Source organism: Microbacterium alkaliflavum, assembly GCF_044325405.1.
GTDB lineage: Bacteria > Actinomycetota > Actinomycetes > Actinomycetales > Microbacteriaceae > Microbacterium > Microbacterium alkaliflavum.
On record NZ_JBIQWL010000006.1, the window covers coordinates 41,775 to 61,949 of the forward strand.

Genomic DNA, 20,175 nt, shown 5'->3' on the forward strand with positions numbered 1-20,175 from the left:
ATCCCCGGAGCCCGGGGAGAGCACAGGAGCAACGATGCACGACCGCTGGGCCCGACTGCTCGAGGAGTACATCCTCGAGAGCGCACAGGAGATGACGCGCGAGCCCGAGGGGATCCTCGCGCACCCGTACACGGTTCCGAGCAGCCCAGGATCGCCGTACTACTCGAGTGCCCTGTGGGACTGGGACTCCTGGACGATCAGCATCGCGCTCGGCCAGGTCGAGGCCGACACGGACCAGCCGGGACGGTTCTTCGAGTACGAGCGCGGCAGCATCCTGAACTTCATCGACCACACCGGCGCCGACGGCGTCATGCCCATCCAGCTCAGCCCGAAGGGCTCGCTGACGCACGGCGACCCGGGGCGCGCGGGCGGGTTCGCGCAGAACATGCACAAGCCCGTGCTGGCGCAGCACGCCGCCCTGCTCGTGCAGCGGCGCGGCGACGTGGACTGGGTGCGGCCGCACCTCGAGACGATCGGCCGGTTCGTACAGCGCTACCTCGAGAGCCACGTGCACGCGGAGACGGGCCTCGCGTACTGGCAGACCGACTTCGCGGTCGGCGTCGACAACGATCCGTCGGTCTACTACCGGCCTGAGAAGAGCACGGCGGCGATCTACCTCAACAGCCTCCTGTACCGCGAGCTGCTCGCCTACGGCTACCTGCTCGAGCTCGCCGGCGACGTGCCCGCGGCCAACACTGCGCGCGGCCAGGCGCAGGACCTCGTCGACGCCCTCAACCGCTTCGCGTGGGACGAGCGCGACGGCACGTTCTACAGCGTCGACCTCGGACTGCGCGCGATCGATCCCGAGGACTGGCTGCACCGCGGCGCGCCCCGGCGGTGGAGCTCGCTCCCGATCCGCATCGACAACTGGTCGAGCTTCCTCCCTCTGTGGGCGGGCTTCGCGTCGCAGGAGCAGGCCGAGCGCATGGTCGACCGCTACCGCGACGAGCGCACCTTCTCGGCGAACTACGGCATCCGCACGCTGTCACGCCTCGAGAAGATGTACGACCTGCGCGCCTCGAACAACCCGTCGAACTGGCTCGGGCCGATCTGGGGCATCAGCAACTACCTCGTGTTCCGCGGACTCCTCAAGTACGGGTTCGCGGATGACGCGGCCGAGCTGGCCGAGAAGACCGTGCGCCTTTTCGGACGGGACCTCGAGACGAACGGCTCGCTGCACGAGTACTACCACCCCGACAGCGGCGAGCCCATCGTCACGCACGGGTTCCAGAACTGGAATTTCCTCGTGATGAACATGATCGCCCACCTCGAGGGGCGCAGGACCGTCGCGGAGTTCTGAACCCGGCTCGGCCGCCGCAAAGGGGGGCGGGATGCCTCAGCGGCGGCCGAAGCCGTCGGTGCTGGCTCGGACGACGAGATCCGGCGCGAACACGCGGTGCGGCTCGTCGATCGTGCGCCCCTCGACGACGTCGAACAGCATGTCGACGACGGCCGTGCCGTAGCTGTCGTGGCGACCGCGCACGCTCGTGAGCGGGATGACCGAGCCCTCGGCGAAGGCCGTGTCGTCGTAGCCGATGATCGCGACATCGTGCGGCACGCCGACTCCCGCACCCACGAGCACCCGCAGGATGCCGAGGGCGAGGAGGTCGTTGACGGCGAAGATGCCGTCGGGCCGCAGCTCGGGCGGGCGGGCCATGAGCGCCGCCCCGACGGCGAGGCCGCCCCGCACGCTGCGGTCGGTCTCATCGATGAACTCGAGGGTCGCACCTCCCGACTCGCGCACGACCTCGCTGAGGCCCGCGAAGCGGTCTGCGATCTGCGCGAGACTCAGGGGCCCGCCGACGACGGCGAGGCGGCGGCATCCGATCTCCAGGAGATGGCGCCCCGCCTGGCGACCGCCCGACACGTCGTCGATCGAGACGGAGGGCTGTCCTGACGACATGGCGCGCTGACCGACGAGCACGGAGGGCGTGCCGCGGCGACGCACACTGGCGAGCCGGTCTTCGATCGGTCCGTCGGACGACACGAGGAGCCCGAGCACCTGATGCTGCTCGAAGACCGCGAGGTAGTCGTCTTCGCGCTCGCGACTGCGGTGCGAGTTGGCGAGGAAGACCGTGACGCCGCGCTCGGTCGCGCGTCGCTCGACGCTCTCCGCGATCTCCGACACGTAGGGATTGCTCACGTTTGGCGAGATGTAGCCGATGACGCTCGAGACGCCGAGACGCAGCTGCCGGCCGGCGTTGCTGGGGACGAAGCCGATCTCGTCGATCGCCGCCTGGATGCGCTGTGCCTTGTCGGCGGAAACGCGATCGGGATGGTTGAGGTAGTTCGACACGGTGCCGATCGCCACCCCCGCGAGTTCGGCAACCCCCCGAATGCCGGTCCTGGCCATTGCACAGCTCCTTCTGGATCGCGCAGCGTCGTCGCCCGCAGATTGAACAGCACTGTACAGCACTCCCGGTGTTACCTGTTTGTGACGTTTCAATCTTCTTGACAGCGCCGTTACCGGCATTCTACGATCAGACTTGAAACGTCTCAAAGAAGACGCTCCCACTTTTCAAGGAGGAAATGTGTTCACAGCAGGACGGCGGCGTCTGCGGAAGCCGCTCTTGGGTTCAGCGGTTCTCCTCGGCGCCAGCGCGCTCGTGCTCGTCGGCTGTTCCGGCGGCGGCGGATCCAGCAGCACCGACAGCCCCTCGAGCTTCGAGTTCCTCAAGAACGCCGAGAACACGACCACGGAGCCCGTGCTCAAGGCCCTCAGCGACAACGAGTGCACCACCGAGAACAAGGCCATGCCGCTCGAGGTCAGCTCGATCCCCCAGGCCGACCTCGACGCGCAGATCCAGCTCCTCGCGACGCAGGACGGGCTGCCCCCCATGTTCTCCGCCGGCGGCAACCCCGCCGAGGGCGCGAAGCTCGCGAAGAACGGCTACCTCGTCGACTTCGACAAGGCGCTCACCGAGCTCGGCGTCCGCGACAAGATCGCGGAGGGCGCCGTCTCGACGATCAAGAAGCTCTACGGCGGCGAGTTCACGTTCCTGCCTTACCAGTACAACATCGAGGGGATCTTCTACAACAGGCAGGTCTTCGCCGACAACGGCTGGGAGGTCCCGACGACGTGGGACGACCTGCTGAAGATCGCGGGCGAGGCGAAGGCTGCCGGCCTCACGCCGTTCGCGGCCTCCGGCGAGCAGGGCTGGCCCCTCACGCGCCTCGTGAGCGGCTATCTCTTCCGCACGCTCGGCGCCGACGCACTGCAGAAGGTCGCGGACGGGAAGGCCAAGCTGACCGACCCCGAGTACGTCAAGGCCGCCGCCGCGATCGCCGACCTCGGCGCGAAGGGCTACTTCGGCGACAACGTCGCGTCGCTGGACTACGACGCCGCGACCAACGAGTTCCTCACCGGCAAGGCCGCCATGATCTACATGGGCAGCTGGCTGCTGGGCAACATCAACGGCGACGGCAATCAGATCGGCGCCGACAACGTCGGGTTCTTCAAGTTCCCGGCCGTCGACGGCGGCAAGGGCTCGATCGACGAGTACCCCTCGAACGTCGGCCTTCCCGCCACCTTCAACGCCAAGACATACTCGAAGGACAACGGCGTCGGCGACTGGCTGAAGTGCATCGCGACCAACTACGGCAACGAGGCGCTCAAGCAGGGCCAGATCACCGGCTTCATCGCCGACGAGAAGGTCGACCTGCCCGCGATCTCGCAGACGATCGCCGACGAGATCTCCACCGCCAAGGACAGCGTCCTGTGGTTCGAGGCGCTGTTCAACGCCAAGGCGAGCAACATCTCGTCCACCAACGCCGCGCTTCTCGTCACCGGCCAGATGTCGCCGGAGGACTTCATGAAGTCCGTCCAGGACGCCCTCGACCAGGGCTGACGCCCGCCGTCCCTGTGCGCCTGTCTCCTCGGCAGGCGCACCGGGGCGCCACCCTCGCGCACCCCAAGCCCCCGACCCGCTTACCCGAAAGGCCGCCGCTCATGAAGTCCGTCCTCGGCGACCGCAAGGCGATCACGCTGCTGCTGACGCCGGCGCTCCTCGTCTACACGCTCATCATCCTTCTCCCGGTCGCCTGGTCGTTCGGCCTCACGTTCTTCACGGGGAGCGTGCTGACCGGGTTCGAGTTCACCGGGCTCAAGAACTTCGAGCGGCTGTTCAACGACCCGTACGTGTGGGACGCGTTCTGGTTCACGGTGAAGTACGCCGTGCTCATGACCCTGCTGCAGGTCGTGCTCGGCTACGGCCTGGCACTGCTCTACCAGTTCGTGCTGCGCAGGTCGTCGGTCATCGTGCGCACCTTCGTCTTCTTCCCGGTCGTGCTGCCGACCGTCGCGATCGCGATCCTGTATCAGAAGCTCTTCCAGTCGGCTCCGAGCGACGGCCTCGTCAACGAGCTTCTCGTCAACGTCGGCCTGCAGTCGGTCGACTGGCTCGGCGCCGGCACGACGGCGTTCGTCGTCATCGTGATCATGGACGTGTGGCGCTCCGTCGGGTTCTACGGCGTGCTGATCTTCTCGGGCCTTCTCGACATCCCCGACGACATCATCGAGTCGGCCCGCATGGACGGCGCCAAGTCGTTCAAGCTCTTCCGCCACATCATCCTGCCGATGTCGCTGCCGATCCTCTTCGCGTCGTTCATCTTCAGCATCAACGGCACGATCAAGGTGTTCGACTCGGTCTTCGCCCTTACCGGCGGCGGGCCCGGCAACTCCACGACGCCGCTGACGCTGTACATGTACCGCACGGCGTTCCAGTACAGCGACTTCGGCTACGGCTCGACGATCGCGCTCCTGCTGACGATCATGTGCCTCATCGTCACCCTGCTCATCTTCCGCTCGTCGCGACGCGACAACACCGTCTGAGGGAGCGACGACCATGACTTCGACCATCGACCCGCAGACCACCGCGGTCCACACGCCGCGGGCCTTCGAGCCGCAGCGCCGCACGCCCGGTCAGGCCTTTCTCCACGCCATGCGCCGCATCCCGGCCTGGATCACGATCGCGCTCCTGCTCGTCGTGTTCATCTATCCGCTGTTCTGGATGGTGATCAACTCCCTCAAGTCGAACGCCGACTTCCTGAGCAATCCGTCGTACGCCCTGCCCGCGGAATGGCACTGGGAGAACTACGTCATCGCGTGGGAGACCGGAAACCTCGCCACCACGATCACCAACTCGCTCATCGTGACGATCCCCTCGCTCGTGTTCATCGTGCTGCTGGGCACGGCGGCGGGCTACGCGCTCGAGATCCTGGTGTTCAAGGGCCGCGGCACGATCCTGCTGGTGTTCCTCGCGGGCATCATGATCCCCGGCCAGATGATCGTGCTGCCGCTGTTCAACGCGTTCTTCAAGCTCGGCATCAACAACTCGTACCTGCCGATGATCCTCATCTACACGGCAGCGGGCCTCCCGCTGACGGTGTTCATGATGGCGACCTATTTCCGTGCCATCCCCCGCGAGATCTTCGAAGCCGCCACGATCGACGGCGCCTCGATGACCCGGTCCTTCTTCGCGATCGGCTTCCCGATGATGCGCAACGCCGTCATCACGGTCGCGATCGTGCAGTTCTTCCTCATCTGGAACGACCTGCTCATCGCGCTCATCTTCGGCGGCAAGCGCAGCCTCAACACGATCCAGGTCGGCCTGCTCAACTTCTCTGGCGAGTACGGCGCGATCAACTACGGTCCCCTGTTCGCCGCGATCTGCATCACGACGTTCGGCATCCTGATCCTCTACCTCTTCCTCAACCAGCGGATCATGAAGGGCCTGGCGGCAGGCGCCGTCAAGGGCTGACCGATGCGAAGGGCGGTGGATGCCGGATCCGCCGCCCTTCGTGCCGTCCGCGCCGATCGCGGCCGCGGGTCAGCGCCAGTCGTGCTGCGCGACGAACCCGAGGCGCTCGCGGAGCTTGCGCGTCGAGACGAGCGACTCGAACTCGCCGAGGTCGTCGGCGACCGGCGTGCCGGGGAACCAGCGGCCGGCGAGCTCGCGCGACGGGATCGACAGGCCCGATTCGGGCGCTGCGACGTTGTAGACCTCGAAGCCCGGCTGCGCGGCCTCGAGGGCGAGCACGACGGCCGTCGCACCGTCGCGCGCGTCGATCCACGTGCCGATGAGGTCGCGACGGTAGCCGGGATCGCCCGCCCGCTCGAAGGTCGCGTACTCGGTCTCGTCGACGACATTGGTGAAGCGCAGCGCGGTGATGGAGGATTCGGGATGCCACGACGCGAGCTGACCGGCCATGGCCTCCTCGACGACCTTGCCGAGTCCGTAGGTGTTGTTCGCCTGGGTGTACGTCTCGTCGACGGGGAGGAACGGCGGCGCGGTCTCGAACGGGAAGCCCATCGCCGTGATGCTCGACGCGCTCACGATCCGGCGGACGCCGGCGCGATGCGCCGCGAACAGGGCGTGGAACGTCACACTCACGTTGTTGTCGAACGTCGCGGCATCCGGAACGAGGCCGTTGACGGGCAGCGCGGCGAGATGCACGAGCGCGTCGAGCCCGTCATGCCGGGCGGTGACGCCCAGGAAGGCGTCGAGGACCTGTCCGTAGTCGGTGAGGTCGACGCGCACGAAACCCGGGCCGGGCGTTCCCGTCAGGTCGAACCCGACGACGTTGTGGCCCCGCTCACGCAGCGCCGCGACGGTCGCCCGCCCGAGCTTGCCGCCGCTTCCCGTCACACCGATGAACATGGCTTCCTCCGCGTCGGCGCCACCGTATCGCCTCACGCTCGGCGGCGCGTGTTTGAAACGTCACAACTTCGTTGTCTCAGTCGTTATGCATCGACTATAGTTCAAAATGAAACGTTTCGACTTCGAACCTGGAGTGTCCAATGACGGTCACGGTATCCGCCCCCCGCGTCGAGCATCACCGCGAGGCCCTCGGGATCGGCGAGTCGACCCCGCGCCTGTCGTGGGCCGTGACGAGCGCGCCGGCGGGCTGGCGTCAGGCGGGGTACCGCGTCGAGATCAGCCGTGAGGGTGTCGTCGAGTCGTTCGAAAGGAACACCGCCGATCAGGTCCTCGTGCCCTGGCCCTCCGCGCCGCTCGCCTCGCGCGAGCGGGCCGAAGTGAGGATCGCCGCACGCGGCGCCGACGGCGCGTGGTCACCGGCGAGCGACTGGACGAGCATCGAGGCCGGTCTGCTCGCTGCGGCGGACTGGACGGCAGGACCGATCGGGGCGATCTGGAACGAGAATCCGCACTCCGATCGTCGGCGCCCCGCGCTGCTGCGCTCCGAGTTCTCGGCCCGGCCAGGGATCGTGCGCGCGCGGCTGTACGCGACGGCGCACGGCGTGTACCAGGTCGAGCTCAACGGCAGGCGCGTCGGCGACGACCTGCTCTCCCCCGGCTGGACCGTCTACCGCGAGCGCCTCCGCTACTACACGTACGACGTGACGGAGCTCGTCGAGCCGGGCGCCAACGCGATCGGCGCGTGGCTCGGCGACGGCTGGTACCGTGGCCGCCTCGGCTGGCGCGGCGGCTTCCGCAACCTCTCGGGCGACGACCTCTCGTTCCTCGGCCAGCTCGAGCTCACGTATGACGACGGCACGCGCGAGGTCGTCGCGACCGACACGACGTGGAAGGCCGCACGGAGCCCCATCGTCGCGTCGGGCATCTACGACGGCGAGGACTACGACGCCCGCGAAGAGCTCGCCGGATGGTCGCATGCAGGATTCGACGACGGCGAGTGGAGCCGAGTCCAGCTGCGCCGACGCGACCCCGCGACCCTCGTCGCACCGACCGGGCCCCCCGTGCGGGTGACGCAGGAGGTGCATCCCGTCGCGGTGCTCACGACGCCGTCGGGCCGCCGCATCCTCGATTTCGGTCAGAACCTCGTCGGGTTCGTCCGCCTGCGGGGCTCGGCACCGGCCGGGACGACCGTGACGCTGCGCACCGCAGAAGTGCTGCAGGACGGCGAGCTCTACACGAGGCCGCTCCGCGAGGCGAAGTCGACCGACCGCTACACCTTCGCGGGCCGCCGGGACGGCGAGGAGTGGGAGCCCCGGTTCACGTTCCACGGCTTCCGCTACGTCGAGGTCGACGGCTGGGTCGGCGATCTGGACGCCGCCGTCGCGGACGGCGCGCTCGTCGCCCGCGTCATCCACACCGACCTCGCCCGCACGGGCTGGTTCGAGTCGTCGGATCCGCTCCTGAACAAGCTCCACGACAACGTCGTGTGGGGCATGCGCGGCAACTTCGTCGACGTGCCCACCGACTGCCCGCAGCGCGACGAGCGCCTGGGCTGGACCGGCGACATCCAGGTCTTCGCTCCGACGGCGTCGTTCCTCTACGACTGCTCCGGCATGCTCTCCGGATGGCTGCGCGACCTCGAGGCCGAGCAGCTGCCCGACGGCACCGTGCCCTGGTTCGTGCCGGTCATCCCGGCCGACACGATGTGGACGCCGCAGCGCCCCGGCGCCGCGTGGGGCGACGCCGCGACCGTCGTGCCGTGGACGCTCTACGAGCGATTCGGCGACCTCGGAGTGCTGCGCGCGCAGTACGAGAGCGCACGCAAGTGGGTCGATCTGCAGGCGGAGATCTCCGGACCCTCACGCCTGTGGGACACCGGGTTCCAGCTCGGCGACTGGCTCGACCCGGCGGCGCCGCCGCACGATCCCGCCGACGCGCGCACCGACCGTCACCTCGTCGCGACGGCCTACTTCGCCCTCTCGGCGAGCCTCGTCGCCGGCATGGCGGACGCGCTCGGCGACGCCGAGTCGGCCGCGCGGTACGGCACGCTCGCCGACGAGGTGCGTGCCGCCTTCGTCGCACGCTACGTCGACGAACACGGGCGAATGACCTCCGACGCGCAGACCGCGTATGCGCTCGCGCTGCGCTTCGACCTCCTCCCCGAGGGACTGAGGGATGCCGCGGCCGAGCGCCTCGCCGAACTCGTGCGCGACGCGGGCAACCGCATCGCGACGGGATTCGTCGGCACACCGGTGCTCGCCGACGCGCTGAGCGCCCACGGTCGTCTCGACACGGCGTACGACCTCCTCCTGGAGCAGGAGTGCCCGTCGTGGCTGTACCAGGTGCAGATGGGGGCGACGACGATCTGGGAGCGCTGGGACTCGATGCTGCCCGACGGCACCGTGAACTCCGGGTCGATGACGTCGTTCAATCACTACGCGCTCGGCGCCGTCGCCGACTGGCTGCACCGGGTGGTCGCGGGTCTCGCACCCGACGCACCCGGCTACCGCCGCATCCGCTTCGCGCCGCGACCCGGCGGCGGGCTCACCTCGGCGAGCGCCCGCCACGTCACCCCTTACGGAGAGGCCGAGATAGCGTGGCAGCTCGATGAGGAGGGCCTGCGGGTGCGCGTCGTCGTGCCGGTCGGCGCCGAGGGCGTCCTCGACCTCGAGGGCGAAGAGCCCGAGATGCTCGGGCACGGCACGCACGAGCGCACGGTGCCCGCACGGGTGAAGGAGATCGCATGAGCGAGGCGACGCGTATCGCATTCCTGCACACGGGAGCCGTCAACATCGGCCCCGTCTCGGAGCGCGCACGGGCGGCACTTCCCGACGCGACCTTCGTCAACTACCTCGACGACCGCATCGTCGCAGACCTGGGCGACCCCGGGCGAGCTGCATCCGTGCCGGGGCGCATCGCCGACCTCGTCCACGCCGCACGCGCGGGAGGGGCCGACGTCGTGATGCTCACCTGCTCGTCGATCTCGCCGCTCGCGGAATCGCTCACGGCCGAGGCGGGCATCCCGGTGCTGCGCATCGACGAGGCGATGGCCGATGACGCCGTCGCCGCAGGCGACCGCCTCGCCGTCATCGCCACGCTGCCGACGACGCTCGCGCCGACGGTCGCGCTCCTCCGCGAGCGTGCGGCACTCGCGGGGCGCTCACCCTCGATCGTGACGGAGATCGTCGAGGGCGCGTTCGCAGCCGTCTCGTCGGGCGACCGGGCCCGCCACGACGAGCTCGTCGCGGCCGCCGTCGAGCGCCGTGCTGCCGACGCCGACGTCGTCGTGCTCGCACAGGCGTCGATGGCCTCGGCCGCCGATGCCGCAGCCGTCGACGTGCCCGTCCTCACGAGCATCGGGCCGGGCATCGAGCGGCTGCGCGAGGTCGTGCGCGGCGCTGAGGTGGAGCGATGACGACTGTGGACGCGTCGACCCCTCGACAGGCTCGGGGACCGTACCCGGCCCAGCGCCTCACGCCGCTCGGGGCGTCGAACGCGCGGTGGGCGCGCGGGTTCTGGGGAGGCATCCATCAGCGCACGCGTGCGACGACCGTTCCGGCGATGTGGCGCTCGCTCAGCGACCCGTCCGTGAGCGCGGGCCTGAAGAACTTCCGCGTCGCGGCGGGGCTCGAAGAGGGCGACCATGAGGGACCGCCGTTCATGGACGGCGACTTCTACAAGTGGCTCGAGGCCGCGATCGCGCAGCTCGAGACCGACCCCGAGCCATGGCTCGCCGAGACGATCGAGGAGGTCGCCCAGCTCATCGCGTCGGTGCAGCGCGCGGACGGCTACGTCCACACGCCGACGATCATCTCGGCGCGCGCCCTTCGACAGGCTCAGGGACCGGCTTTGGTCGCGCTCGCCGACCGCTTCAACTTCGAGACCTACAACCTCGGCCACCTCATCACCGCCGGGGTGCGGCACTACGAGGTGACGGGCTCGGCGACCCTCCTCGACGTCGCCCGGGGCGCGGCATCCTTCCTGGAAGACCTCGCGACGAACAAGCCGCTCGAACTCGCCCGCAGCGCCATCTGTCCCTCGCACTACATGGCGGTCGTCGAGCTCTACCGCGCGACGGACGACGAGCAGTACCTGCGGCTCGCCGAGGCGTTCCTGCGCGTCCGCGACGACTTCGACGGCGGCGACGACAACCAGGACCGCCTCCCCGTGCGCGAGCAGGCGGTGGTCGCCGGGCACGCCGTGCGGGCGAACTACCTCTACGCGGGCCTCGCCGACCTCGTCGCCGAGACCGGCGACACCGAGCTGCAGGGTGTGCTCGAGAACCTCTGGACCGACGTCGTCGACACGAAGCTCTACCTCACCGGCGGCTGCGGCGCGCTGTACGACGGGGCCTCGCCCGACGGCTCGCCATGGCAGGAGCAGATCAGCCGCGTGCACCAGGCCTACGGCCGCGCCTACCAGCTGCCGCACACGACGGCCCACAGCGAGACGTGCGCCAACATCGGCATGATCCTGTGGAGCGAGCGGATGCTGTCGCTCACGGGCGACGCCGAATACGCCGACGTCATCGAGCGCATCGCGTTCAACACGCTGCTCGCGGGCATCTCGCTCGCCGGCACCGACTACTTCTACACGAACGCCCTGCGCCAGGTGCGCGACCTGCCGTTCGAGCTGCGCCGCCCCGGCGACACGGGCCTGCACCCCGTGCCCGCTCCTCCCGCGTCGGACGAGCGCCTCCGAGAGCCGTACCTCAGCTGCTTCTGCTGCCCGCCGAACCTCGCCCGCACGCTCGCGCGATTCCACGAGCGGGTGGCATCCGTCTCGCCGGAGGGCCTGTTCGTGCACCAGTACGGCGGCAGCGACCTCCGCTGCGAGGCACCCGACGGTCGCGTGCTCGCTCTGCGCGAAGACAGCGACTACCCGTGGGACGGGCGGATCACGTTCACCGTCACCGAAGCGATCGGGAGCGGGATGCCGCTGCACCTGCGCGTGCCGGGATGGTCTTCGGGAGCCGTGCTCGAGGTGAACGGCGCGCTGGTCGCGGCATCCGCGCCCGGCACGTACACCGCGATCGAGCGGGAGTGGGAGGTCGGCGACGTCGTCGTCCTGACGCTGCCGATGCCCGTGCGGGTGCTGCGTGGACACCGGCTCGCGGAGGAGCTCACCGGCCAGGTCGCCGTGCAGCGCGGACCCGTCGTGTACTGCCTGGAGAGCTCTGACCTTCCCGACGGCGTCGTGCTCGAGCAGGTCGCGCTGCGGCGCGGCGTCGAGCTGCAGCCTCGCGAGGGCGACATCGAGGGCCACCGGATCGTCGAGCTCGCGGGCGACTTCGCCGTGCTTCCGCGCAACGGCGACGACGGCCTGTACTCCGACCTCGACGACACGGCGCTCGGCACCGCGCCGGCACGGCTCATCCCGTACTTCGCGTGGGGCAACCGCGGGCCGTCCGAGATGTCGGTGTGGCTCCCGTTGGTGTGGTGATGGAGGGGTCCGTCCGGGCGACGTACGTCGTCGAGACGGCGCTGCCGCTCGAGCGCGCCGCCGAGGTGCTCGCGGGTGAGCAGTCGACCGGGACCTTCGTGCGGGTCGCCCGCGAGACCGACGACCTGCGGGCACGGTTCGCGGCGCAGGTCGAGTCGGTCGCGGAGCTGCCGCCCGGCGGGGCCGCCGCCCTGCCCGGCACGGTCGGCGACGGACCAATGCGGCGAGCGCGGCTGACGCTGCGCTTCCCGCTCGACAACTTCGGGCCGTCGCTGCCGAACCTCCTCGCCGCGGTCGCGGGCAACCTGTTCGAGCTGAAAGAGTTCGCGGCGCTCAAGCTCGTCGACCTCGACCTGCCGGCCCCGTTCGGCTCGCGGTACGGCGGCCCACGCTTCGGCGTGGCCGGCACGCGGGCGCTCATGGGCCGTCCGGAGGGCGCGATGATCGGCACGATCGTCAAGCCGTCGATCGGGCTCTCGCCGCCCGATCTGGCCTCGCTCGTGACGGAGCTCGCCGAGGCGGGCGTCGACTTCATCAAAGACGACGAGCTGCAGGGCAATGGGCCGTCGGCACCTCTCGCGGAGCGCGTGCGTGCCGTCATGCCCGTGCTCGAACGCCATGCCGACCGCACCGGCGTGAAGCCGATGTACGCCTTCAACATCACCGACGACATCGACCGGCTCGAGGCCAACCACGACCTCGTGGTCGCCGCAGGCGGCACGTGCGTCATGGTCGTGATCCCGAACGTGGGGCTGGCCGGGCTCGAGTATCTGTCTCGGCGGACCCAGGTGCCGATCCACGGGCACCGGGCCGGCTTCGGCGCGATCAGCCGCTCCGCCCAGGTCGGCATCGGCTTCCGCGCGTGGCAGCAGCTCGCACGCCTCGCCGGTGCCGATCACCTGCACACCAACGGCATCTCGAACAAGTTCTACGAATCGGATGCCGAGGTGCTCGACTCGATCGCCGCCGTGCGGGCTCCCCTGCTCGACCTGGTGCCGACGGTGCCCGTCCTCTCGTCGGGCCAGTGGGCCGGGCTCGCGCACGCGACCTACGCCTCCGTGGGCACGGCCGACCTGCTCGTGCTGGCCGGTGGCGGCATCCACGGTCATCCCGACGGCTCCGCTGCGGGCGTCGCGAGCATGCGCGCGGCCTGGGACTCCGCGCTGCGCGGGGAGACCGTCACGGACGCGCTTTCCGCGTCTCCGGACTTCCGGCGAGCCGTCGAACGGTTCGGACCGCCGCGGTGACGAGAGCCGCCGTCGCGTTCTACGGCGACGACTTCACGGGAAGCGTCGACGTGCTGCTGCAGTTCGCGCGCTTCGGGCTCGCGGGGCGGCTCTTCACGCAGCTGCCGTCGGCGGCCGCCCTGCGTGCCGCCGCCGACGAGGTCGATGTCGTCGGCGTGGCCGGCATCGCGCGGTCGCTCGGCGTGGACGAGCTCGAGGCGGAGGTGGCTCCCGTCTTCGCCGCGCTGCGCGAGGTCGGCGCCGACGTCGTGCAGTACAAGGCGTGCTCGACGGCCGACTCGTCTCCGACGGTGGGCTCGATCGGCAGGGTCATCGAGCTCGCGCGGGCATCGTTCGGCGAGCGTGCGATCCCGATGCTCTTCGCCCAGCCGGACTTCGGCCGGTACACCGTCTTCGGACACCACTTCGCGCGGGAGGGCGACACGGTCTACCGGCTCGATCGGCAGCCGACGATGTCGCGGCATCCGTCGACGCCGATGCGCGAGGCCGACCTCGCGGCGCACTTCGCGGCGCAGACGGCGTTGCCGATCGGCTCGATCCCGTGGGCCGAGTACGACGGCGATCTCACGCGCCGGATCGAGGGGATGGATGCCGCAGCCGTCGTGCTCGACGCGCTCACCGACGAGCACGTCGAACTCGTCGGCCGGGCCGTGCGCGCCCTGCCGGCGCCGGTGTTCGCGATCGGGTCGGGCGGGCTGAGCCGCGGCCTCGCCGCCGGGCTCGGCGCACCGGTGTCGCTGCCGACACCCACCGAGGCCTCGGGACCCGTGCTTGCGGTATCGGGCAGCCGCTCGCCGCAGACGAGACGGCAGGTGGATGCCGCAGCCGCCGCCGGCTGGACGGTGGAGCCGCTGCGGTTCGACGACGGGCAGGCCCCCGGGGTCGTGGCGGCGCTCGCGTCGGGGCGCAGCGTCGCACTCACGTCGGACGACGCGGACGGCGACGTGTCGCTCGAGCGGATCGCGCGGGCCGCGGCATCCGTCGTCTCCACGGCCGTGCGCGCGGGCGCGACCCGCCGCGTGATCGTGTGCGGTGGAGACACCTCGAGCCGCGTCGCGCGTCTGCTGGGCGTCGAGTCGCTGTCGATCGTCGCGAACCCGGTCGCCAACGTCGTGCTGCTGCGGGCGGGTTCGGCCGATCCCGCGATCGACGGTCTCGAGCTGCTGCTGAAGGGCGGGCAGGTCGGGCCGGTCGACCTGTTCGAGGTCGTCTCAGGCTCCTCGTAGGCACGGGGTCGACCCCTCGACAAGCTCGGGGACCGGGGAAGCACGGGGTCGACCCCTCGACAAGCTCGGGGACCGGGGAAGCACGGGGTCGACCCCTCGACAAGCTCGGGGACCGGGGAAGCGCGGGGTCGACCCCTCGACAAGCTCGGGGACCAAAGGGAGCCGGGGTCAGCCGGCGGAGCGGGCGTGGGCGATCATGCGATCGAAGGCGGCATCCTGGTCGGGGTCGATCTGCTGCAGGTCGGGCCGCGCGTCGTAGTGCGCGATGGTCTCGCGTGCGCCTTCGTCGTAGCGGATCGTCGTTCCGAACGCGGGCACGAGCGCCTTGATCTTGCTGTTGTCGAACAGCGCCGTGTGCGCCTTGTCGCCGAGCAGCCCCGGACCGGCATCGGGAAGGAATGCCGCGATCGTCTCCGACGCGATGTGCACGAACTCGGGGTCGGCGACTCCCGCGGCATCCGCGAGCCACTCGTAGATCTGATTCCAGCTCGGCGCGTGGTCGCCCGTGATGGTGAAGGCCTCGCCGATCGCGGCGGGGTGTCCGAGCAGGCCCGTGAACCCGACGGCGAAGTCGCGGGCGTGTGTGAGGGTCCACAGGCTCGTGCCGTCGCCGTGGACCACGACGGGCTTTCCGGCGCGCATCCGGGCGATGTCGGTCCAGTGGCCCGTCGTGGGCAGCAGGCCGCGGTCGTACGTGTGCGACGGCCGCACGATCGTGATGGGCAGGCCGCGCTCGCGGTACGCGTCGACCAGGAGGTCTTCGCACGCGATCTTGTCGCGCGAGTACTGCCAGAACGGGTTGCGCAGCGGCGTCGACTCGGTGACGGGCACCGAGCGCGGCGGCTTGTCGTACGCCGACGCCGAGCTGATGAAGACGTACTGACCCGTCCGGCCTTCGAACAGGTCGAGGTCGGCCTGCACGTGGTCGGGGGTGAAGGCGAGGAACTCGGCGACGACGTCGTACTCGGCATCCCCCACCGCCTCGCGGACGGATGCCGCATCCCTGATGTCGCCGACGATCTCGCGCACACCGTCGGGGAGCTCGCGGCGCCCGGATCCGCGGTTGAGGACGGTGACGTCGTGGCCGGCGCGGACGGCGTCGGCCACACAGGATGCGCTGATCGTGCCGGTGCCGCCGAGGAAGAGGACGCGTTGTGCAGACATGAGCAGTATTCTTCCGTCTCGTGGCGAGCCTGGGGCGGATCCTGTCGTGGTGGGGCAATGACTACGCCTACGCCGCCTACTGGCAGGTGCGCGGCACGCTGCGTCCGGGCAGGCGCGAGGACTTCAGATCGGGCGACGCGCGGCCCATCGTCGTCATTCCCGGGGTGTGGGAGCCGTGGGGCTTCCTGGGCCCGATCATCGAGGCGCTGCATCAGGCGGGGCATCCCGTCTACGCGATCAATCGGCTGGGCCGGAACAGCCGCCCCGTTCCCGACACCGCGCACGTCGTCGCCTCGTTCATCGAGGAGCATGACCTGCGCGACGTCGTGATCGTCGCGCACAGCAAGGGCGGACTCATCGGCAAGTACGTCATGAGCGAGTTCGACCCCGACGACCGGATCACCTCGATGGTCGCGATCTGCTCCCCGTTCGCCGGCTCGGAATACGCCCGCTACATGACGTCGCGCACCCTCCGGGCGTTCTCACCCTCGGATCCGACGACCCTGATGCTCCAGGCGAACCTCGAGATCAACGCACGCATCACGACGATCGCAGGCGTCTTCGACCCGCACATCCCGACGATCGTGGGCCTCGAGGGCGCGACGAACATCACGCTGCAGGACGGCGGTCACTTCCGTCTGCTCGACAAGCCCGAGGTCATCGACATCGTCCTCGAGGTCGCACGGCGGCCTGTCGAGGTGCAGGAGGACATCGTGGACGACACGCTCGCGGCGGCGAGGGATGCCGCGGCCGGCCCGGTCGCGGAGCCGCACGATATTCCGGTCCCGCCTGACGCGGACGTCGCGCGCGGAAGCACCCCCGAGACGCCTACCGTCCCGTGAACTGCGGCGGACGCTTCTCCTGGAACGCGGCGAACCCCTCGCGGTAGTCGTCGGAGTCGCACAGCGCTGCCTGCGCCGCGTTCTCGGCATCCATCGACTCCCACAGCCCGAGCCGCTCGTCGCGGAGTCGCCGCACGAGGTCCTTGCTCGCCCGGAAGGCACCTGTCGCGCCCTGGGCGGCGCGCTCGGCCGCGGCGGTCGTCGCCGCCACGACCTCGTCGGCGGGGAAGACCTGTGAGAACAGGCCCGACTGCACGGCCTCGGTGCCCGACATGAGCCGGCCCGTGTAGATGAGGTCGAGCGTCTTGTGCGCGCCGAGCCGCTCGAAGAACAGGGCGTGCCCGCCGGAGTCGAGCGTCGCGCCGAGCGCTGCGAACGGCGAGCCGATCCTGGCCGTGTCGGCGACGTAGACGACGTCGGTCGCGATGAGGAGGCCGAGCCCGACGCCGAGGCACGCGCCGTGCGCGGCGGCGAACGTCGGCGCGGGGAAGTTCGCCATGCGCTGCAGCAGCGGCGACACGAGGCCGCCGAGGTATCCCATGACGTCGTCGTCGCAAGGGTCGACCCCGGAGATGTCGCGCCCCGCGCAGAAGGCCCGCCCTTCGCCGCGCAGCACGAGCGCGCGGACACCGGATGACTCGGCCTCGGCGTATGCGGCATCCAGTTCGTCGATCGCCGCCTCGTCGAGGGCGTTGAGCTTCGCCGGATTGTTCAGCACGACGTGGGCGACTCCGTCGTCGATCTTGAGGTCGATCATTGCCTTCCCTTCCTCGGTTCCTGTCCCGAAGGGGTAGATGTACCTTCAAAAACCCCATTGAACTTCGCACTCACACAGCCCCCGTGACCCCATTGAACTTCGCACTCACACAGCCCCCGTGACCCCATTGAACTTCGCGCTCACACAGCCCCCGTGACCCCATTGAACTTCGCACTCACACAGCCCCCGTGACCCCATTGAACTTCGCACTCACACAGCCGCTGGAACGGACTCGATGCACCTCGCGCCCGCACCATCCCGAAGGCCGGTGTGCTGTGTGAGCCGGAAGTTCAATGGGTTTTCGGATATGCACCACCGCCGGATTCGAGGTCCATACATCCTCCGATCACACGTCGTAGTCGACCACGACGCGGTCGGTCTGGGGGTGGGACTGGCACGTCAGGACGTACCCGCGCTCGAGCTCGTCGGGCTCGAGCGCGTAGTTCTCGGTCATCGCGACCGAGCCTTCGATGAGCCGCGCCCGGCACGTGCCGCACACGCCGCCGGCGCACGCGAACGGCACGTCGGGACGCACCCGCAGCGCCGCGTTGAGGATCGACTCGTGCGCGTCGACCGGGCTCTCGACCGTCGAGGACTGGCCGTCGAGGGAGAACTCGAGCCGCCACACCTCGGCGCCCTCGGGCACGACGACGGGGCGGCCGGCCTGGGGCGTGGGCTCGCCCGTCGTGAAGAGCTCGTAGCGGATGTGCGCCGGCTCGACCCCGACGTCCTCGAGCGTGTCGCGGCACAGCTGCACGAGGTCGAACGGTCCGCACAGGAACCACTCGTCGACCGTCTCGGGGAAGACGAGCGCGTCGAGGATGCGGCGCAGCCGCTCCTCGTCGATGCGGCCCGACAGCAGCGGCGCCGTGCGCTGCTCGCGGGAGAGCACGTGGTGCAGGGCGAGCCGCGTCGGGTAGCGGTCCTTGAGCTCGGACAGCTCCTCGACGAACATGACGTCGGTCGTCGAGCGGTTCGTGAAGACGAGCGTGAAGCGCGAGGTCTCGGAGCGCGCGAGCACGCTGGCGGCGAGCGCCATGAGCGGCGTGATGCCCGACCCCGCCGCGATGCCCGCGACATGCGCGCCGTCGAGGTCGGCGAGGGCCGAGGTGAAGCTCCCCTGCGGACTCATGACATCGAGCTCGTCGCCGACCTTCAGCTCGGTCTGCGCCCACGTGGAGAAGGCTCCGCCGAGGTCGCGCTTGATCGCGACGCTGATCGACTGCGGCCCGTCTCCGGCGGCGGTGTCCATCGCCCTGCACAGCGAATACGACCGGCGCACCTCATGCCCGTCGAGCGTCGTGCGCAATGCGACGTGCTGGCCGGCGAGGTAGTCGTAGTCTCCGCGCAGCTGCTCCGGCACATCGAAGGTGACCTCGATCGAGGCATCCGTCAGCGGACGCACCGCCGCAACGCGCAGCGTGTGGAAGCGCGCACGGTGCCTGCTTCCGCGCGGCCCGCCGACGGCGCTCGCGAGGAAGCTCTCGGCGAGGCGCTCGGCCTCGCGATCAGCGGCGCGCATCAATGCGCCTTGAAGTGGTCGAAGGGCTCGAGGCAGGCGCGGCACTCCCACAGCGCCTTGCACGACGTCGATCCGAAGCGCGCGATCTCGCGGGTGTCGAGAGATCCGCAGCGCGGACAGCGCACGCTGAGGCGCACGGGGATCGGGCCGCGCACGGCGGCGCGGCCGGTCGGCGGCGCGATGCCGAACTCCTCGAGCTTGCACCTGCCGGCGTCGGTCATCCAGTCGGTCGTCCACGCGGGCGACAGCGTGAGGCGCACGTCGACGTCGGCGAAGCCCGCCGAGGTGAGCGCGAGCTCGAGGTCGTCGCGGATCGCGTCGACGGCAGGGCATCCGGAGTAGGTCGGGGTGATCGTGACCGTGACGCGATCGCCGTCGACCTCGACCGATCGCAGGATGCCGAGATCGGCGATCGTCAGGACGGGGACCTCGGGATCGACGACGGATGCCGCGACCTCGCGCGCGAGAATGGCCGTGTCGGTGCCGGCAGAAGTCACCATGTCGCCCCCGGATGCTGTCGCGCGAGCACCTGCATCTCGGCCAGGAGGTAGCCGAGCGGAGCCGCATGGCTCCCCCGCCGCCCGCCGCCCGCCGACACGAAGGTCGTGGGCACGTCGATCTCCGCCTCGGCGAAGACCGCGCCGATGACCGCGTCGAAGCCGTCACGCAGCGAGGACGGGCGCACGGCGACGCCGGACTCGGCGAGCCCGTCGGTCAGCGGCTCGTCGCGGAAGAGCTCGTCGACGTAGGGCCAGACGTCGGCGACGGCGCGCAGCATCCGCGTCCTCGACTCGTCGGTGCCACCGGCCAGCCGCAGCGTCCACTGCACGGCGTGATCGCGGTGGTATTCGATCTCCTTGACCGCCTTCGCGGCGACCGCGGCGAGAGTCGCGTCGCTCGACTCCTGCAGCCGGGTGTACAGCTCGAACCAGTACACGGATGCCGCGAGCTGGCGCGCGATCGTCTGGGCGAAGTCGCCGTTGGGCTGCTCGAAGAGCCACACGCTGCGGAAGGCGGGCTCGTCGCGCCAGTAGGCGAGGTCGTCTTCGGTGCGGTCGTCCCACGAGCCGGCGTAGCGGAGCAGCGACCGCGCGTGGCCGAGCAGGTCGAGAGCGATGTTGGCGAGCGCGACGTCCTCCTCGAGCTCGGGCGCCCGCGAGATCCAGGCGCCCAGCTGCTGGGCGAGGATGAGCGCGTCGTCGCCGAGCCACACGGCGTACTCGGCGACCTCGGCCGAGGCCGGCCGCGCGCCGAGGTCGGACAGCTCGGCGGACAGCGAGACCTCGTCGACCGTCACATCGCCGTGCGGGTCTACC

At 69.9% G+C, this 20,175-nt stretch carries 17 protein-coding genes; 10 read left to right on the forward strand and 7 right to left on the reverse strand.

Translation table 11 applies throughout. The annotated features are described in order from the left end of the window. Window positions 1-34: 34 nt before the first annotated feature. Window positions 35-1,300: an MGH1-like glycoside hydrolase domain-containing protein gene (locus ACH3VR_RS15805; protein WP_397557282.1), complete on the forward strand. Its 1,266-nt coding sequence runs from the start codon at window positions 35-37 to the stop codon at window positions 1,298-1,300. A gap of 36 nt (window positions 1,301-1,336) precedes the next feature. Here ACH3VR_RS15805 and ACH3VR_RS15810 read toward each other — a convergent pair whose 3' ends face one another. After that, window positions 1,337-2,353: a LacI family DNA-binding transcriptional regulator gene (locus ACH3VR_RS15810; protein ID WP_397557283.1), complete on the reverse strand. Its 1,017-nt coding sequence runs from the start codon at window positions 2,351-2,353 to the stop codon at window positions 1,337-1,339. A 178-nt stretch (window positions 2,354-2,531) separates the two neighbouring features. On the opposite strand from ACH3VR_RS15810, the gene ACH3VR_RS15815 reads away from it, so the two are divergent. The 3 genes from ACH3VR_RS15815 (at window position 2,532) to ACH3VR_RS15825 (ending at window position 5,759) form a co-directional block, all read left to right on the forward strand. Next, a complete protein-coding gene (locus ACH3VR_RS15815; RefSeq protein WP_397557284.1) occupies window positions 2,532-3,848 on the forward strand; it encodes an ABC transporter substrate-binding protein in 1,317 nt (438 codons plus the stop codon). 101 nt (window positions 3,849-3,949) lie between these two features. Then, window positions 3,950-4,831, forward strand: coding sequence for a carbohydrate ABC transporter permease (locus tag ACH3VR_RS15820; RefSeq protein WP_397557285.1), 882 nt, complete (start codon window positions 3,950-3,952; stop codon window positions 4,829-4,831). Between the two features lie 13 nt (window positions 4,832-4,844). Next, window positions 4,845-5,759, forward strand: a complete 915-nt coding sequence (locus tag ACH3VR_RS15825; RefSeq protein WP_397557286.1) for a carbohydrate ABC transporter permease — start codon at window positions 4,845-4,847, stop codon at window positions 5,757-5,759. A gap of 69 nt (window positions 5,760-5,828) precedes the next feature. Here the strand turns inward: ACH3VR_RS15825 and ACH3VR_RS15830 are convergent, their stop codons facing one another. After that, complete coding sequence (locus tag ACH3VR_RS15830) at window positions 5,829-6,659, reverse strand: NAD-dependent epimerase/dehydratase family protein (protein ID WP_397557287.1); 831 nt, start codon at window positions 6,657-6,659, stop codon at window positions 5,829-5,831. Window positions 6,660-6,799: 140 nt separating this feature from the next. Between ACH3VR_RS15830 and ACH3VR_RS15835 the strand changes: the two genes are divergently transcribed. Genes ACH3VR_RS15835 through ACH3VR_RS15855 form a run of 5 tightly spaced genes read left to right on the forward strand, consistent with a single transcriptional unit; the run spans window position 6,800 to window position 14,574 of the window. Continuing rightward, entirely contained in the window at window positions 6,800-9,406 is a 2,607-nt protein-coding gene (locus ACH3VR_RS15835; protein ID WP_397557288.1) for a family 78 glycoside hydrolase catalytic domain, read from the forward strand. Then, on the forward strand, window positions 9,403-10,074 hold the full coding sequence (locus ACH3VR_RS15840) for an aspartate/glutamate racemase family protein (protein WP_397557289.1): 672 nt from the start codon (window positions 9,403-9,405) through the stop codon (window positions 10,072-10,074). The genes ACH3VR_RS15835 and ACH3VR_RS15840 overlap by 4 nt, the downstream gene beginning before the upstream one ends. Beyond that, the gene (locus ACH3VR_RS15845) at window positions 10,071-12,101 is read left to right on the forward strand and encodes a glycoside hydrolase family 127 protein (protein WP_397557290.1); all 2,031 of its coding nucleotides are present in this window, start codon (window positions 10,071-10,073) and stop codon (window positions 12,099-12,101) included. The genes ACH3VR_RS15840 and ACH3VR_RS15845 overlap by 4 nt, the downstream gene beginning before the upstream one ends. Further along, a complete protein-coding gene (locus ACH3VR_RS15850; protein WP_397557291.1) occupies window positions 12,101-13,348 on the forward strand; it encodes a RuBisCO large subunit C-terminal-like domain-containing protein in 1,248 nt (415 codons plus the stop codon). The genes ACH3VR_RS15845 and ACH3VR_RS15850 overlap by 1 nt, the downstream gene beginning before the upstream one ends. After that, window positions 13,345-14,574, forward strand: a complete 1,230-nt coding sequence (locus tag ACH3VR_RS15855; protein ID WP_397557292.1) for a four-carbon acid sugar kinase family protein — start codon at window positions 13,345-13,347, stop codon at window positions 14,572-14,574. Before ACH3VR_RS15850 ends, ACH3VR_RS15855 begins: the two co-directional genes overlap by 4 nt. Window positions 14,575-14,742: 168 nt before the next feature. Here ACH3VR_RS15855 and ACH3VR_RS15860 read toward each other — a convergent pair whose 3' ends face one another. Beyond that, window positions 14,743-15,738, reverse strand: a complete 996-nt coding sequence (locus ACH3VR_RS15860; RefSeq protein WP_397557293.1) for an SDR family oxidoreductase — start codon at window positions 15,736-15,738, stop codon at window positions 14,743-14,745. A 20-nt stretch (window positions 15,739-15,758) separates the two neighbouring features. On the opposite strand from ACH3VR_RS15860, the gene ACH3VR_RS15865 reads away from it, so the two are divergent. After that, on the forward strand, window positions 15,759-16,580 hold the full coding sequence (locus tag ACH3VR_RS15865; protein WP_397557294.1) for an esterase/lipase family protein: 822 nt from the start codon (window positions 15,759-15,761) through the stop codon (window positions 16,578-16,580). Here ACH3VR_RS15865 and ACH3VR_RS15870 read toward each other — a convergent pair. The 4 genes from ACH3VR_RS15870 to paaC all read right to left on the reverse strand — a co-directional run bounded on the left by ACH3VR_RS15870 (window position 16,567) and on the right by paaC (window position 20,156). Beyond that, complete coding sequence (locus ACH3VR_RS15870) at window positions 16,567-17,337, reverse strand: enoyl-CoA hydratase/isomerase family protein (protein ID WP_397557295.1); 771 nt, start codon at window positions 17,335-17,337, stop codon at window positions 16,567-16,569. The genes ACH3VR_RS15865 and ACH3VR_RS15870 overlap by 14 nt on opposite strands. 346 nt (window positions 17,338-17,683) lie before the next feature. After that, window positions 17,684-18,859 (reverse strand): 1,2-phenylacetyl-CoA epoxidase subunit PaaE, encoded by a 1,176-nt coding sequence (paaE, locus tag ACH3VR_RS15875; protein WP_397557296.1) that lies wholly within the window; start codon window positions 18,857-18,859, stop codon window positions 17,684-17,686. Then, window positions 18,859-19,359: a 1,2-phenylacetyl-CoA epoxidase subunit PaaD gene (paaD, locus tag ACH3VR_RS15880; protein WP_397557297.1), complete on the reverse strand. Its 501-nt coding sequence runs from the start codon at window positions 19,357-19,359 to the stop codon at window positions 18,859-18,861. The genes paaE and paaD overlap by 1 nt, the downstream gene beginning before the upstream one ends. Continuing rightward, window positions 19,353-20,156 (reverse strand): 1,2-phenylacetyl-CoA epoxidase subunit PaaC, encoded by an 804-nt coding sequence (paaC, locus tag ACH3VR_RS15885; protein WP_397557298.1) that lies wholly within the window; start codon window positions 20,154-20,156, stop codon window positions 19,353-19,355. The genes paaD and paaC overlap by 7 nt, the downstream gene beginning before the upstream one ends. Window positions 20,157-20,175 lie beyond the last annotated feature (19 nt).